At 64.5% G+C, this 15,875-nt stretch carries 14 protein-coding genes and 2 pseudogenes; 5 read left to right on the top strand and 11 right to left on the bottom strand.

Translation table 11 applies throughout. The features are described from left to right. Positions 1–13 precede the first annotated feature (13 nt). The 11 genes from ASG84_RS25795 to ASG84_RS25745 form a co-directional block, all read right to left on the bottom strand. The gene (locus ASG84_RS25795; RefSeq protein ID WP_156399719.1) at positions 14–1,531 is read right to left on the bottom strand and encodes a class I adenylate-forming enzyme family protein; all 1,518 of its coding nucleotides are present in this window, start codon (positions 1,529–1,531) and stop codon (positions 14–16) included. Further along, positions 1,528–2,604 carry an NAD(P)-dependent alcohol dehydrogenase gene (locus ASG84_RS25790; protein WP_082521245.1) on the bottom strand — a complete coding sequence of 359 codons (1,077 nt, stop codon included), beginning with the start codon at positions 2,602–2,604 and terminating at the stop codon, positions 1,528–1,530. Before ASG84_RS25790 ends, ASG84_RS25795 begins: the two co-directional genes overlap by 4 nt. Beyond that, positions 2,604–3,362 (bottom strand): SDR family NAD(P)-dependent oxidoreductase, encoded by a 759-nt coding sequence (locus ASG84_RS25785; RefSeq protein ID WP_057479804.1) that lies wholly within the window; start codon positions 3,360–3,362, stop codon positions 2,604–2,606. Before ASG84_RS25785 ends, ASG84_RS25790 begins: the two co-directional genes overlap by 1 nt. Before the next feature lie 43 nt (positions 3,363–3,405). Then, positions 3,406–4,164, bottom strand: a complete 759-nt coding sequence (locus tag ASG84_RS25780; protein WP_057479803.1) for an SDR family NAD(P)-dependent oxidoreductase — start codon at positions 4,162–4,164, stop codon at positions 3,406–3,408. Then, positions 4,161–5,363 carry an acyl-CoA dehydrogenase family protein gene (locus ASG84_RS25775; RefSeq protein ID WP_057479802.1) on the bottom strand — a complete coding sequence of 401 codons (1,203 nt, stop codon included), beginning with the start codon at positions 5,361–5,363 and terminating at the stop codon, positions 4,161–4,163. The genes ASG84_RS25780 and ASG84_RS25775 overlap by 4 nt, the downstream gene beginning before the upstream one ends. Before the next feature lie 31 nt (positions 5,364–5,394). Next, entirely contained in the window at positions 5,395–6,354 is a 960-nt protein-coding gene (locus tag ASG84_RS25770) for a phosphotransferase family protein (protein ID WP_057479801.1), read from the bottom strand. Beyond that, positions 6,351–7,559 carry an acyl-CoA dehydrogenase family protein gene (locus tag ASG84_RS25765; protein ID WP_235581854.1) on the bottom strand — a complete coding sequence of 403 codons (1,209 nt, stop codon included), beginning with the start codon at positions 7,557–7,559 and terminating at the stop codon, positions 6,351–6,353. Before ASG84_RS25765 ends, ASG84_RS25770 begins: the two co-directional genes overlap by 4 nt. Before the next feature lie 25 nt (positions 7,560–7,584). Beyond that, on the bottom strand, positions 7,585–8,736 hold the full coding sequence (locus ASG84_RS25760) for a thiolase family protein (protein ID WP_057479800.1): 1,152 nt from the start codon (positions 8,734–8,736) through the stop codon (positions 7,585–7,587). After that, on the bottom strand, positions 8,733–9,122 hold the full coding sequence (locus ASG84_RS25755) for a Zn-ribbon domain-containing OB-fold protein (protein WP_200936709.1): 390 nt from the start codon (positions 9,120–9,122) through the stop codon (positions 8,733–8,735). The genes ASG84_RS25760 and ASG84_RS25755 overlap by 4 nt, the downstream gene beginning before the upstream one ends. Positions 9,123–9,169: 47 nt before the next feature. Next, the gene (locus ASG84_RS25750; protein ID WP_057479798.1) at positions 9,170–9,958 is read right to left on the bottom strand and encodes an enoyl-CoA hydratase/isomerase family protein; all 789 of its coding nucleotides are present in this window, start codon (positions 9,956–9,958) and stop codon (positions 9,170–9,172) included. Positions 9,959–10,060: 102 nt separating this feature from the next. After that, positions 10,061–11,194, bottom strand: coding sequence for an acyl-CoA dehydrogenase family protein (locus tag ASG84_RS25745; protein WP_057479797.1), 1,134 nt, complete (start codon positions 11,192–11,194; stop codon positions 10,061–10,063). A gap of 91 nt (positions 11,195–11,285) precedes the next feature. Here ASG84_RS25745 and ASG84_RS25740 point away from each other — a divergent pair, with 91 nt between their 5' ends. The 5 genes and pseudogenes from ASG84_RS25740 to ASG84_RS28470 form a co-directional block, all read left to right on the top strand. Further along, on the top strand, positions 11,286–11,657 hold the full coding sequence (locus ASG84_RS25740) for a nuclear transport factor 2 family protein (RefSeq protein ID WP_057479796.1): 372 nt from the start codon (positions 11,286–11,288) through the stop codon (positions 11,655–11,657). Next, complete coding sequence (locus tag ASG84_RS25735; RefSeq protein ID WP_057479795.1) at positions 11,654–12,034, top strand: hypothetical protein; 381 nt, start codon at positions 11,654–11,656, stop codon at positions 12,032–12,034. Before ASG84_RS25740 ends, ASG84_RS25735 begins: the two co-directional genes overlap by 4 nt. A gap of 36 nt (positions 12,035–12,070) precedes the next feature. Then, positions 12,071–13,282, top strand: coding sequence for an acetyl-CoA C-acetyltransferase (locus ASG84_RS25730; RefSeq protein ID WP_057479794.1), 1,212 nt, complete (start codon positions 12,071–12,073; stop codon positions 13,280–13,282). A gap of 35 nt (positions 13,283–13,317) precedes the next feature. Continuing rightward, positions 13,318–14,482, top strand: a pseudogene (locus ASG84_RS28475) (enoyl-CoA hydratase-related protein); the annotation flags it as partial. Between the two features lies 1 nt (position 14,483). Further along, a pseudogene (locus ASG84_RS28470) lies at positions 14,484–15,859 on the top strand (3-hydroxyacyl-CoA dehydrogenase family protein); the annotation flags it as partial. Positions 15,860–15,875 lie beyond the last annotated feature (16 nt).

Below are 15,875 nucleotides of genomic sequence, written 5' to 3'. Positions count from 1 at the left end.
CCTCGGTGAGAGCTTACATTTTTCGATGTGAATTCGAGTCAGTTGTAGCGGCGAGCTGGCGAGCAAGTGCTGTCGCATCCGGTCGAGACAGCTTTCCGACGCGATTCTGCGGTAGATCGTCGACGGTGAACACATATTCCGGCCACTTCGACTTGGGAAAATCGTCGATCGCCAATTGCGCGGTGACGTCGTCGAGACCGAGCTGTTCACCGCCGGTCACGACGAGCGCTGCTGCACGCTCCCCCAGCAGGTCGTCGGGCACCGGTACGACACAGACCTGCACCACCGACTGCAGGGAGGCAATGGCCGACTCGACCTCGTTGATGTCGATGTTGCGTCCGCCGCGGATGATGATCTGCTTCTGCCGGCCCATCACGCGAATGGAACCGTCCGCCGCGACCTCCACCAGATCACCCGTCGGAAGAAAGCCGTCAGGCGTCAGTTCGGGTGGGACCGGAGTCCCGGCTCGTGCGTACCCGACGAACAGTGACGGCCCTGTGACCTGCGCCGAGCCGATGTCGTCCACGGGGAGCGGATGACCGTCCGCGTCCACTGCCCGCACTGTGGTTCCGGGAAACGGTCGCCCATCGCGTCCGAGGCGAATCGACACCGGGTCGTCGAGCGCAGGTGTGGTGTGGCCCAAGCACTCGGACATTCCGAACACTCGGAGGAATGTGGTGTGCAACCATTGTTCGGCCTTGGCGAGGGCGCGCTCGCTCATCGGCCCGCCGCCGACCGTCATAGCGCGCATGGTGTCCAACGCGCCCTCGGAATTCGGGGCGACCGACAGCTGGAGAGCCATGGTCGGAACCAGCATCGTCCAAGCAATCCGGTGTTCTCGCGCTGCCCGCAGGGCCGCCTCCGGGGACCACTTTCCGATGGCCACCATCGGGCCACCCAGTAACGCCGGCAAGTACATTCCGAAGCAGAATGCAGCAACCGACGACAGCGGAACGAAGGCACCGATCGCCTCGCCGGGGCGCAGTCCGACGGCATCGATGGTGGATGTGGACGCATACCTGATCGCGTCTTCGGATTGCACCACGCACTTCGGTCGTCCGGTCGAGCCCGAGGTCATCGCAATCGCGTCACCGCCGTTCCACCGGGCGACAGCGGCGAAAGCGCGATCGGTCGCCCGCACGCGATACGAGCCGAAGGCGGGCGTGTCCAGAGGAAGGAGCGTGTCGGTCACACCCCAATGACGAAGAGCCTCGGGCGTTCCGACGACGGCGTCCGGTCGGATGTCCTCGAGCGCCAAGGCGAACTCCGACTCCGTTGCGTGCGGGCTGACCACCGCGACCACACCGCCGGCGAGTCCGACACCGAGGGCAGCAGCGACGGTGCCCCAGGTGTTGTCGGCCTGAATCACCACGGTCGGGGGGCTGGGGTCGATACCACCGAAGACGTCGGCAAGCGATTTCGCCGCCTCGACGACGGTCCGGAGCGTGTGGCTGCCGTCCTCGTCGACGACGGCGACTGCATCGGGATTCTGTTCGGCGCGAATGACCATCTCGCGGGCAAGCCGTTTCACTGGTGTGACTCTTTCCTGGTGCGCGATGCACTCATGTCGAGGACTGCACGGCCGGTGACGGATCCGTTCCGCAATCGGTCGTAGGCAGAGATCGCCTCGGTGAAGGGGAAGGTGGTGATTTCGGCGCGTAACAGGCCGTCCTGCGCCAGTGCGACAACGGCTTCGAGGTCGGCTCGCGTGCCCCAGAACGGTGCATCCACCGTCCATCCTGCGGCCAGACCGACATCCTTCCCGGCTGTCAATCGGCCGCCGGCGCTGCCTACCACGACAAGAGAACCCCCGTTCCGAAGCTGGGAGGCGGCCGGCGCGGTTGTGGTCGGCGCGCCGACGAAGTCGAGAACGAGGTCCGCACCACCCAGTGTCGTGAGCCGTTGCGCCGCAGCGGAAACGGAGTCGTAGAACTCGTGCGCTCCCGAGGACTCGGCCACAGCGGCGGCTTCGGCCTTGGAGTCGATTGCGATGATGTGCGGCACGTCCATGGTGCGCAGAATCTGCAGGGCAAGGTGGCCGAGACCGCCGACTCCGACCACGACTACGACGCTGCGGCTGTCGATCACCGTGGAATTGGTGCGAATGGCATGGTAGGCAGTCAGTGCCGCGTCGGCCAGGGGCGCGGCACTGCACGGATCGAGGGTGCCGGTCGGAACCAGTGCCCGCTCGGACGGCACCAGCATCAGTTCTGCGAGGCCGCCTGGATATCCGAGTCCGTTTCCGATGGGGGCCAGCCGACCGTCAGGACGTCGAACCAGCGACCGACAGTAATTCTCTCTGCCCCGCAGGCAGTTGGGGCACGTTCCGCAACTCCAGATTCCGTGTACGACCACGGCGCGGCCGATCCATGAACTGTCGGCCGACGGGCCGGCCGATACGACCGTGCCCGCTACTTCGTGCCCCAGCGTCATCGGCAGCCGGTAGTCGAAAACCTCCGTGCCCGAATCCATCACGTGCAGATCGGACCGGCAGAGTCCGGCGGCGTCGACGCGGACCAGAAGCTCCTCGCCGGCCGGTATCGGGTTCGGTACCTCCCGAAACTCCGGTCCGCTGCCCCACTCGCACAGCTGCACGGCCAACATCAGCGCGCCGTCCATCCGCCGTCGACCACCAGGGTCTGGCCGGTCATGTACGAGCTGGCGTCCGAGGCCAGAAACAGCACGGCACCGTCGATCTCACCGTCGACACCGCCGCGTCCCAGCATGGTGTTTCGCCGCACCCACCCCGCGGACTTGTCGTTGGTGAACAGGCCATCGGTCATCTCCGTATCGAACCATCCGGGCACGACGGCGTTGACGCGAATGCCTCGGCGACCCCACTGACCGGCGAGTTCGCGAGTGAGGCCGAGCGTGCCTGCCTTCGACGCCGCGTAACTGGCACCGCCGATCGGCGCAGTGGACACCAACCCGATCACCGAGGAGATGTTGATGATCGACGCTGTTGCCTCACTCGGCATCTTGCCGACCGCATACGTGGCCAGATGGAACCCGGCGATCAGGTTGACGTCGAGGATGGACTGGAAACCGTCGAGTGTCTCGTCCTCGGCATTGGGGGGGCCGGGCTTTCCCGCGTTGTTGATCACGACGTCGAGCCGGCCGCATTCATCGAAGCATCGATCGACCAGCGCTCGCCGGTCGCGGTCGTCGGTGACGTCACAGCGGACGGGCACGATGGCCGGAATCTCGGCCGACAACGCGTCGAGCCGGTCGAGCCGCCGCGCTGCTGCGTACACCGTGGCACCGGCCGCGGCGAGCGCCCGGGCGAAACCGAGGCCGAGCCCCGACGAGGCACCGGTGACCACAGCGACGCGACCGGTCAGGGAGAACATGTCCTGAGTCATGTGTCCACTTCCAAACTGATTGTCGGACAATACGAGTGATCGGTCAGTAGACGGAAGTGCGGCCGCCGTCGACCGGGATGATCGCGCCCGTCGTGTATCCGGCCTCGTCCGAGGCGAGATGAGTGATCAATCCGGCGAGTTCGTCGGGCCGTCCCAACCGCCCGGCCGGGAGCCGGTCGACGATCTTGCCGATGAACTCCTCGTCCCAGTTCTCGGCCATATCGGTAGCGAAACCGCCGGGCATCACACAGTTGACGCGAACCGTGGGCGCGTATTCCTGGGCGAACGCGCGTGTCAGCGCATTGAGACCGTTCTTGGCTGCTGCATACATCGCCTCGGGCGGGCTGGGTCGCTCGGCACCGATGCTCGAAATATTGATGATGGACCCACCTCCCGCGGCCGCCATCCGGTCACCAGCCACGGCCATCAGCCGGAACGGTCCCTTGAGATTGACCTCGATCGTCTTGTCCCACAGTCCCTCTGTCACCGACACCAGGTTCTCGGCCAGCGGCGCGATCCCGGCGTTGTTGACGACGATGTCCAGGCTCCCGAAACGAGAAATGATGTCGTCCACGGCCGGCTCGATGCTGTCCCAGTGTCCGACGTGCAACGCATACGGATGTGCGCTGCCCGGGCCCGCGTCACCCAGGCTCGAGACCGCACTCTCGCAGGCCTCGAGCTTGCGGCTCGACACGATGACGGTCGCGCCTGCGTCCTTCAGACCGCGGGCAATGGCCAGACCCAACCCACGGCTGGCTCCTGTCACCAGCGCGACCTTGCCGTCCAATTTCGGTGTACTCATGCGTACCTCTTGACCTCGAGTCGGGCGATGGTCCGCAGATGGACCTCGTTGGGGCCGTCGGCAATCTGCAGAGCTCGGGTGATGGCGTAGAGCCGAGCGAGAATGGTGTCGTTGCTGACTCCGGCGGCACCGTACGTCTGCACCGCTCGGTCGACAACCTTGTGGGCCACCTCCATCGCAGCCACCTTGATGGCAGCGACTTCCGAACGGGCCGAAGCATTTCCGGCGGTATCCATCAACCATGCCGACTTCAGCACCAACAACCGAATCTGGTCGATCTCCATGCGGCTGCGCGCAATCCACTCACGCACCACACCTTGATCGGACAACGGTCCGCCGAACGCCTGCCGAACGAGCGAGCGCCGACACATCATCTCCAGTGCGCGCTCGGCCATGCCGATCGCCCGCATGGCGTAGTGCATGCGGCCTGGGCCGAGTCGCCCCTGTGCGATGGCGAATCCGTCGCCCTCCTCCCCCAGCATGTTGGCGGCGGGCACGCGCACGTCGGTGAACTGAACTTCCCCGTGGCCCAGACGATCCTGAAATCCGAACATGGGTAGGTCGCGCACCACCTCTACGCCGGGTGCGTCGGCCGGAACCAGAATCATGCTCTGCCTGCGGTAGGTGGAACTGTCCGGATCCGACTTCCCCATGAAGATCATGAGCTTGCAGTCGGGATCGAGAACGCCCGAGGTGTACCACTTTCGGCCGTTGACGACGTACTCGTCCCCGTCACGAGTGATGGTCGAGGTGATGTTCGTGGCGTCCGAGCTCGCGACATCGGGTTCGGTCATGGCGAACGCAGAGCGAATGGTGCAGTCCAGCAGCGGCTTCAGCCACTGCTCCTTCTGCTCCTCGGTGCCGTACATAGCCAGGATTTCCATGTTGCCGGTATCGGGTGCCGAGCAGTTGATCGCCTCGTTCCCGATGATGGAACGGCCGACGATCTCGGCGAGCGGCGCATACTCGAGATTGGTCAATCCCGCACCGAGGCCGTCATGGGTCATGAACAGGTTCCACAACCCGAGTTCACGGGCGCGTGCCTGCAGATCCCGCATGATCTGCGGTTGCTCGTGCGGATTGTCGTTCGCGGCGATCTGAGCGTCGTAGACACTCTCGGCCGGGTAGACGTGGTCGTCCATGAATGTCTCGAGCGTGGCCGACAATTCGGCCGTCCGCTGTGAGTAGGAAAAGTCCACTTCGTTGTGCTCCTGTCGAGTGAAGGGGGCGTCAGCGCGCGAGCAATGCGGTGCCGGTGTCGATCAACCTGCGGATGGTCGCGGGCAGCTTTTCCTGATCCGGGTCGATGTGGCGACCTTCGCGGTGCCGACGCAGATTGTGACCCATGATCGCCGCCATCTTCAGTCGCCCGAGGGCGTCGAACCACGTCATGTCCGGCAGCGCCGGACCGCTCGCGGTGTAGCAGGAGATCAGTTCTTCGCTACTGGGCAGACCGGGCACGTCTCGGCCGACCCCGGGAAAGTTGGTGCCGTCGGCGAAAACCAGGAACCACCCCAGTTCGACGCGTGGATCACCTGCGCTCCAGATTTCCCAGTCGATCAGAGCCGCCGGCTCGAGACCGTCGGAGATGATGTTTCCCAGCCGGTAGTCCCCATGGACGAGTGTCGGTGTGATCGCTTCCGGAATGTCTCGACGGAGAAGTCGAACCAACTCGTCGGCACCCTCGACCAGTTCCACCGGAACCGCAGCGAGCGTCTTGGACCAGCGATCCAATTCGTCGGCCGGCGAAAGGATGTCGCCCGTATCAGGAATGCTCGCGAGCGGAACGGCGTGCAACGCCGGCAGCACCTCCGCCGCTCGCCGCATTCGTGCGGCCGCGATACTCGGTTCCACCTCGGGGTCGTCGAGCACCGGTTCGAGCGACTCACCGACGACGAGCTCCATGGCGAACCAGGCCGGTTCCTCCTCGTCGACCGCGACGATTGCCGGTACCGGCACATCGGTGTCGGCCAGCGCACGCAGAATCGAGGCCTGCCGAAGCATGTCGTGCCGCCCGACCGACCGCTGCCCATCCGGGACAGCCTTCACGACGAAGTCGCCGCCGGACGTCGTCACTCGGTAGGTCAATCCGGAATGGCCACCAAGCAAAGGCTCGAACGTGTCGACCGCAACGCCGAGCTCGGCGTCCAGCGCGGCCGTCACGCGAGTGCGCAAGGAGGATTTGGTCATGGTCGCGGCTCTCTCGGGAGACCGAGCACACGCTCGGCGATGATGTTGTGCTGAATCTCGTCGGTACCGCCGGCGATTCGATAGCCCGGGGCTCCGAGTAGATGCTCGGACCACGCGAACGTGCCCCACCGTCCCGAGTCGGATGTCAGGTCACGACCGAGCAGCAAGCGCACGACTTCGGAGGTCCTGGCCATCGTGTCGGTGGCCAGAAGTTTTCCCAGAGACGCTTCCGGCCCTGGATCGTTGCCGGCGATGACAGCACCGGCCACTCGCATGTTGCCGATTCGCTGGACGAAACTACGCGTCACCAGATCGGCCACGGCGTCACGCTCGATCTCGGTCAGCTCGCGGCCGAGGTTCTGGGCAAGTGCCACAGCGCCGTCCGCGTTAGCCAGTCCGAGGTTGCCGCCGTCGAGGCGTTCGGCCGCAAGCACTGTCAGGGCAACCTGCCAGCCCTTACCGGCCGGGCCCAACCGATGATCGTCGCTCAGGTGCACGCTGTCGAGGTACACCTCGTTGAAGGAGCTGCCACCCGTCATCTGGCGAATAGGACGTACGTCGACTCCCGACGCGTCCATCGGGATCAGGAACATCGTCAGACCCGCGTGCTTGGCGACCGTGGAGTCGGTGCGGCACAGGGCGACTCCGTAGTCGGCGACCCGCGCCCCCGACGTCCACACCTTGTGCCCGTCGATCGTCCACGAGCCGTCCTCGGCCTGGGTTGCGCGTGTCCGAACCGCGGCCAGGTCGGAACCGGCCTCGGTCTCGGAGAACAACTGGCATGCGATGACGTCGGCCCGAAGCATGGCGCGAACGAACCTCGTCCGCTGCTCTTCGGTTCCCCATTGCGCGATGGTGGGCGCAACCAACTGCTGAGTGACGGAGAACATCTCGGTCCGCTTGGGCACATCGAACGTGTCCTCGACGCGCCGGAAGGCAAGTACGTACGACAGCGGAAGATCGCGGCCACCGTACTCGGTCGGGGAATTCAGTGCGCCCCATCCCGCATCGAACTTCGCCTGCTCGTACGCGGCGATCTCGTCGGTGTGCGCCTGCTCTTCCTCCGCGGTCCAATTCTCGAAGACGGCGACCGTATCCGGGCCCTGACCCCACACGGAGTCGGTGCGGGGTGCCGCAACGGATTTCAGCCACGCGGTGGCCTGCTCGCCGAACTCGAGGATGTCCGGAATCGTTTGTTGTGTCACTGCATTACCTCTGGTTCGTCTCGGGTCAGACCGTCAGCACGGTGCAGGCACTGATGCCCGGCGCGCCGTACACGTGGGTGAAGCCGACACGCGGATCGCCCGGCACTTGGCGCTCGCCGGCTTCGCCACGTAGCTGGGTCACGATCTCGTGTACCTGCCGGAGACCGGAGGCACCGATGGGTTCTCCGTTCGCGATGCAGCCACCGTCGGTGTTGATCGGCAAGCGCCCACCGATCTCGGTGTCACCCGCCGCGATCATGGCTTCTTGCTCACCGGGCTCGCAGAAGCCGCATTCGGCCATGTGCATGATTTCGGCACCGCTCTCGGTGTCCTGCAGCTGCGCGACGTCGACCTCGTGCGGAGCGATGCCGGCCTGCTCGAAGGCCGCCCGCGCAGCGTCTGCGCTCACACTGGTGGGTTCGCCGTCGCCCTGAACAGAGGGGCTGAAGACCTCGAAGGACCCGAACCGGCGGGTCCGGTGGGTGATGGCTGCGATCTTCACCGGCCGACCGGTGGCTCGCGCGACGTAGTCCTCGCCGGCGACGACGATCGCGGCTGCTCCCTCACCGGGCGAGCAGAACATGTACCGCGTGAGCGGATCGTTGACCATGTCGGCTTCTGCGATCGTCGTGGCATCCATGGCCTCACGGCGCCAGGCGTTGGGATTGAGAACTCCGTTGCGATAGGCCTTTTCCGCTACCAGAGCCAGCGTCCGACTCGAGATGTCGTGCCGACGCATGTATCGAGAGATCTTGGCTCCGAAGAACTGGGTGGTGACCATCAGACCGGCCTCGCCGTATCCGTCGGGTAGACCCCACTCCGCCGGCCGTGGGTCGAATGCTCCACGCGGATGTTTGTCGAAACCCACTGCGAGAGCGACGTCCGCGGAGCCCGACCGCACGGCATTGACGGCCGAGAACAACGCGCTTCCGCCTGTTGCACAACCGTTCTTGACGTTCGTGAACGGGATACCGGTGAAGCCGAGTTCGGCGACGAGGGTATCGGCGAGACCCGAACCGTCACTGCCTCCGAATGCGACCTGCACGTCTGGCCAGGACAGATCGGCATCGCGCAATGCGTTGTCGATCGCGGTGACGGCCATCTGACGGCCCGACACTCCAGGTTGCCGTCCGAACTTGGACAGCCCTGCACCGATGATCGAAACATTCTGTGTCACTGGCTGATTCCTGTCGATTCCGGTTGCGTGCCGAGGGTGTCGACCGCGAATCGAGGCACCGGTGCGGTGGATGTCAGACGCACCGGTGCCCCATCCAGTTCGTCGAAGCTCTCACAATCGAGGATTGCTTCGACCTTGATGCCCTCGGGCAATTCCACGTAGCCGACTGCGAAGGGAACGAACCCGCCGACCGGTGGCACGTATGGAGGAGACTTGGGCGCGAAACGCTGAACCGTGTAGGCCCAGACGGTGCCCAGTGTGCTCAACGTGATGTTCTCCGCCGTGGGTGTGGCACACCTGCTGCACATCGCACTGGCGGGGAAAGCCACGGTACTGCATACAGTGCACTTGCTGCCCTCGAGCGCGGCGGCCGTTGCCTGCTCCATGATGCTGCCTTTCGGACTGTTCGATCAGAACGCGGAGGTGGTGCGGGTCAGCGCCCGACCCACTTGGGCTCACGCTTCTCGAGGAATGCGGTGACGCCCTCCTTGCCGTCCTCGGACTGGAGAGCATTGCCGACTGCGAGATGCTCCATGACCATGAGCGACTGGATATCCGCATCCAGGCCGCGGTCGATGCACATCTTGGTCAGCTTCATCATGAACGGGCTCTTGTCGGTGAGGTTCCCGATGAACTCGTCGACGGTCTTGTCGAGGTCCTCGGCCGGCGCGGACGCATTGATCAGGTCGAAGTCGACGGCCTCGGTGCCCGAGAGCAGCTTGCCGGTGAGCATGAGTTCCTTGGTCTTCCGGATGCCGATCATGCGGGGCAGGCGGTAGATGGGGCCGGCACCACCGAACAATGCACGGCGGATGTGGAAGTCGCCAATTCTTGCGTCGTCGGCCGCGATAGCGAAGTCGCACGAGATCATCAGTTCGAATCCACCGGCGGTGACGTAACCCTCGAGCACCGCGACGGAGGGAGTGTTCATGGAGTACAGACGATCGCACACCTTCGCCGACAGCACGGCGACGTCCATGGCGGTGGTGGTGCCGATGAAGTCCGACAGCAATTCGTCGAGGTCGAAGCCCGAGCAGAAGGTGTTGTTGACTCCGCGGAGCACGAGAACCTTGAGGTTCGGATCGTTGTCCACCTCGACGATGATCTCGTCCAGACGATGCAGCAGCTCCACCGTGACGGCGTTCTTCTTGTGCGGGCGGTTGAGCCAGACGCGAGCGACCTCGCCGTCCTTCTCCAACAGAATGTGGTCGGTGTCGATCATGTGACAGCCTTTCGAGAGAGCAAGTTGAACTGGATTCACTTCAGTATTGATCATCGGAGCGATGGCGTCAATAGCCGCTCACCTGCGATGGCAGCAATCGGTCTACACGGCAAGCAAATCGGCGATCCGCGCCCGATGCGCACGCGAATCACCCTGCAACGCTTCATTTCCGAGAACTCGGCGGAAATAGCTGTGCGCAGAGTGCTCCCACGTGAACCCCACTCCCCCGTGCAGTTGCACGGCCTCGTGGGCCGCGTGCACCGCGGCATCACTGCACACGGCACCCGCGACGGCGATCGCCAGCCTGGCCTCGTCGGGATCCTCGTCGTGCACAGCAGCGGCATAACGCGCCGCCGATCGGGCACGCTCGAGTTCGATCAACATGTCGGCCAGGCGGTGCTTGATGGCTTGGAAGGAGCCGATGGGGCGTCCGAACTGTTGACGCGTCTTGACGTGCTCGAGCGTCATCTGCAGCAAGGCATCCGCAATACCGGTGTTCTCGCACGCGAGCGCCAGCGTGGCCACGTCCTGTATCCGAGCAATCGCGTCTCCGGCCCTGTCCGCCGGTACCAGGAGCGTCGCGGGGGCGCGATCGAACGATATGTCCGCTTGTCGCCTGGTCGAGTCGACGACGCGTCGATCATGCAGTGCAGAGGAACTTTTCGCCGGTACACCGAAGAGCGCAACACCGTCCGAACAGCGGGCACTGACGACGAGAACATCCGCCGCGCCGCCTCCCACGACATAGCGAACCCGACCACTCAGGACCCAGCCGTCGTCGGTCCTGTCGGCGTCGACATCGTCGGACTCGGCGGACAGCGCGCTCACCGCCGCGATCGTGCCGGCGGCCAGAACATCGTCGAGCAGATCCGAGTTGCCCGCCTCGATCATGGCGCGAACGCCGACGGCCGCATGCTGATAGACGGGTTCGACAGCCAGAGCGCGGCCACATTCCTCCAGAACGATGCCGAGCTCGACCATCCCGAAGCCGAGTCCACCCGACTCCTCCGGAACAGCCATGGCGGTCACCGACATGTCGTCGACCAACCGTTTCCACAGTTCGACCGAGTAGCCAGGGGCTGAGTCCGCAGAGGCCCGCACCTGCTCGATCGTGGAGTACTTGGCGAGGACTCCGCGGATGGCCTCGCGTATTTCGGCCTGTTCACTGCCGGGCGTCAGCGCCGACGGCTCCGAACGAGGCCAGGGGGCTTGTGCGTCGCGGTGAGATGATGACATGTCGCTCCACTCGAGTTGAATTCAGTTTCTTCTCGAACCATAACCGCTCGAACCCTCGACAAACAGGGTTTACCTGAACTAAGTTCACTTCATGTCATTGAGGATTGTGGAGTACTACGCCACCTTGGATGCTGGACATCTGGACGACGCGGTGGCGATGCTGTCCGAGGATGTCGAATATTCGATGGTCCTGCCGAGTGGGACGAGTCGAAAGACCGGCCGAATGGCCATGCTCGAATATCTGGCCGGTAGACCCCCCGTCGACCGCAAGCACCGAGTTCTCCGATCGGCCGTCGACCAGGACCTCCAGTTCGCACACGGCGCAGTCACGGAAGGCGACCGGACGACGGGCTACTTCGTCGGAACCATGCATGTGCGCGCGGACGGTTCGATCGACCGTTATCAGGTCTCGTTCGACACCGAATTCGATCTACTCGGCACCGATTCAGGAGACCGTCGATGAACTCGAACACCCAACCGACCCCCACGCTGCTGCGCTGGTTCGAATACATGGATTCCGACGACCCCGACCGGGTCCTGACCATGATCTCAGCAGACTTCCGTATGTCCGTGCAGTTCTCCAAGGGACACGGCGAGGCCGCCGAATTCGTGGGCGACCGCGACGGGCTCGTCGCCTACCTACAGCAACGCGAGAAGAGCACCTTGATTCACCATCTCGATCGCGGCGCATCCGTCGACGGCACCGAGATGGTCCTGGGACGCACCACCCGCGATGGAGCCTTCGAGGCGTCGTTCAATGCGTCGGCCCAACTCGACGAGAGCGGGCGCGTCCGACGGTTGCTCATCGCCCGAACGCCGGAACTGGCGTTCGACCGATAGCCGAACGACTCACGCAACAGAGAAGAAAAGAGCGAGATGTCAGAGCACGCATTGATATTCGAAGCCATTCGTACTCCGAGAGGCAAGGGGCGGAACGGATCTCTGCACGGCACCAAGCCGGTGGACCTCGTCGCGGGCTTGATCACCGAACTCCGCAGCCGATTCCCGGATATGGACCCATCCGACATCGACGACGTCATCCTCGGCGTCGTCTCACCGGTCGGAGAACAGGGCGCGGTGATCTCTCGCGCAGCCGCTTTGGTGGCGGGTCTACCTGAATCGGTCCCCGGTACCCAGATCAACCGTTTCTGTGCGTCCGGCCTCGAAGCGACCAACCTGGCAGCACAGAAGGTCGCTTCCGGCTGGGACGATCTGGTGATCGCCGGCGGCGTCGAGTCCATGTCTCGGGTGCCGATGGGCAGCGACGGCGGTGCCTTGTTCACCGACCCGGCCACCGCCTACGACCTGTACATCGTTCCGCAGGGAATCGGTGCCGACCTGATCGCGACTGTCGAGGGGTTCTCGCGTGACGACGTCGACACCTACGCGGCGGAGTCCCAGCGACGCGCCGAGGCAGCCTGGAGTGCAGGCTATTTCAAGAATTCCGTCGTCCCGGTCGAGGACTTCAACGGCGTCACCTTGCTGGACCAAGACGAGCACCGCCGACCGGGAACCACCACCGGCAGCCTGGGCAAGTTGAAGCCGGCCTTCGCCGCGTTGGGAAAGGCCGCAGGTTTCGACGACGTGGCGCTGCAGAAGTACGTTGACGTCGAGCGCATCGATCACGTGCACACCGGCGGTAACTCTTCGGGCATCGTCGACGGTGCCGCGCTGGTTCTCATCGGCAGTGCAGCGGCCGGTGCCCGCGCGGGCCTGGTTCCGCGCGGTCGCATCGTGGCCACGGCGCAGGTCGGCAGCGAGCCGACGATCATGCTCACCGGGCCGACCCCGGCCACCGTGGCAGTGCTCGAGCGAGCGGGCCTGACCGTGGACGACATCGACGTGTTCGAGCTGAACGAGGCGTTCGCGTCCGTCGTGCTCAAGTGGATGAAAGACCTCGACATCCCGCACGAGAAGACCAACGTCAACGGCGGAGCTATCGCTATGGGCCATCCGCTCGGCGCCACCGGCGCGATTCTGGTGGGCACCGTACTGGACGAACTGGAACGAATCGGCGGCCGGTACGGCCTGATCACCCTCTGCATCGGTGGCGGAATGGGCGTTGCCACCGTCATCGAACGCCTCTGAACCACCCGACGTCGACACACAGAAATCGAGAGAACATGAGCGAGAACATGATCGGGTGGGAACGCGGTGCCGACGGCGTCGTCGTACTCACGATGGACGACGCGGGCAAGAGCGCGAACACGATGAACGACACGTACATCGCGTCCATGGCCGCCACGGTCGAGCGGCTCGAAGCCGAGAAGGACGACATCATCGGTGTCGTGATCACCTCGGCCAAGAAGTCGTTCTTCGCGGGCGGCGACCTCGACGACATGACGGCGGACCCGGGCGATGTCGACCAGCGGGACGTTGCGCGCGCCTTGACCGAGCGGATCGACGGAATCAAGGGTGTGCTGCGACGGCTCGAGACCCTCGGTCGCCCGGTGGTGGCCGCGATCAACGGCGCGGCCCTCGGCGGCGGCTTCGAGATTGCGCTGCATACCCATCACCGCATCGCAGCGGACCTGCCGGGCACCCGAATCGGTCTCCCCGAGGCCACACTCGGACTGTTGCCCGGTGGCGGCGGGATAGTCCGAACGATCCGACTGATGGGAATCGATGCCGCCCTGGCGAAGGTGTTGACCAAGGGCCAGCAGCATTCGGTGTCCGACGCGATCAAGCTCGGTCTGATCGACGCTGGGGTCGACAGTGTCGGCGAGTTGGTTCCGGCAGCGAAGGCATGGATTACCGCGAACCCGTCGGCCGAGCAGCCCTGGGACGTCAAGGGTTTCGAGATCCCCGGCGGCGGGCCCACCGACCCCGCCGTCGCTCAAAATCTCCTTGCTGCAACGGCATTGCTCCGTAAGCAGCTCAAGGGTGCACCCGCTCCTGCACCGAGGGCTATCCTCGCCGCCGCAGCGGAGTGCGCCACCGTCGACGTGGACACCGCAGATCGTATCGAGACCCGCTACTTCGTCTCTCTGATGACCGATCGAGTCGCGCAGAACATGATTCGTGCGTTCTTCTTCGACATGCAGACCATCCGACGCGGAACGTCTCGCCCGGCCGGCCACGACGAGTTCACCGCCCGGAGCGTGGCGGTGATCGGGGCCGGAATGATGGGTGCCGCGATCGCCTACGTGTGCGCCAAGGCCGGCATCGAGGTGGTACTGAAAGACCTCGACCAGGACGCGGCCGATCGCGGAARACTCTACGCCGAGAAGCTCGAAGCGAAAGCACTCGAGCGGGGGTCGACGACAGCCGAGAGGTCGGCGGCACTGCNGTTCACCGCCCGGAGCGTGGCGGTGATCGGGGCCGGAATGATGGGTGCCGCGATCGCCTACGTGTGCGCCAAGGCCGGCATCGAGGTGGTACTGAAAGACCTCGACCAGGACGCGGCCGATCGCGGAAAACTCTACGCCGAGAAGCTCGAAGCGAAAGCACTCGAGCGGGGGTCGACGACAGCCGAGAGGTCGGCGGCACTGCTCGASCGGATCCGGCCGACGGCGGACGCGACCGATTGCGCCGCAGTCGATCTCGTGATCGAAGCGGCATTCGAGTCCGTGGACGTCAAGAATCGCGTCTTCGGGGAACTCGACGGTATCGTTCCCGCCGATGTCGTMCTCGGCTCCAACACCTCCCAGCTTCCGATCTCCATCTTGGCCGACGGCGTGAGCMGTCCACAGAATTTCATCGGAATCCACTTCTTCTCCCCTGCCGACAAGATGCCCCTGGTCGAAATCGTTCGTGGCCGAGAGACTTCCGACTCGACAGTGGCGAAGGTCGTCGACTTCGTCTTTCGGATCGGTAAGACTCCCATCGTCGTCAACGACAGCCGAGGGTTCTTCACCTCACGAGTGATCGGCGCGTTCCTCGACGAAGCGATGGCCGCTGTCGGCGAGGGCGTCAAYCCGGTCTTCGTCGAGCAGGCGGGCGCGCAGGCCGGCTACCCCGTCCCRCCSCTSCAACTGATGGACCAGGTGACCCTGTCGCTGTCGCAGAAGATCCGCAAAGAAAACGAGCGGGCGCTGGCCGACGAAGGAAAGCCGCCTCGCCGACAYGGCTCGGACGCAGTGATGGACAAGATGGTCGATGAGCTCGACCGCCCCGGGCGYGCCGGCGGCGGCGGCTTCTACAGCTACGACGAATCGGGCACGAGAACCGGGATCTGGCCGGGCGTTCGCACGTCGTTCGATTCCGGTTCGACGCACATTCCTTTCCGGGACATGCAGGAACGGATGCTGTTCGCCGAGGCGATCGAGGCAGTCAAGTGCCTGGACGAAGGGGTGCTGACGAGCGTGGCCGACGCGAACATCGGGTCCTTGCTGGGCATCGGCTTCCCCTCGTGGACCGGGGGCGTCATTCAGTACATCGACCAATACGACGGCGGGCTGTCCGGTGCTTTTCTCGGACGGAGCACCACCGGTGACGAACGGCCGTGAACGCCTGACAGGATGGGGCGGGTCCTTGCTGGGCATCGGCTTCCCCTCGTGGACCGGGGGCGTCATTCAGTACATCGACCAATACGACGGCGGGCTGTCCGGTTTCGTCGACCGAGCGCGCGAATTGGCATCGAAGTACGGCGCTCACTTCGAGCCGCCACAGTCGTTGGTGAACAAAGCACTGCGCGGAGAGCGCGTCCGTACCCTCGCATCCTGAACGAAAAGAGAACGCT

Origin of the sequence: Rhodococcus sp. Leaf278, assembly GCF_001426085.1 — a bacterium.
Lineage (GTDB): Bacteria > Actinomycetota > Actinomycetes > Mycobacteriales > Mycobacteriaceae > Rhodococcoides.
Note: the sequence above shows the minus strand (reverse complement) of the source record. Positions and strands in the feature narration are given on the sequence as shown.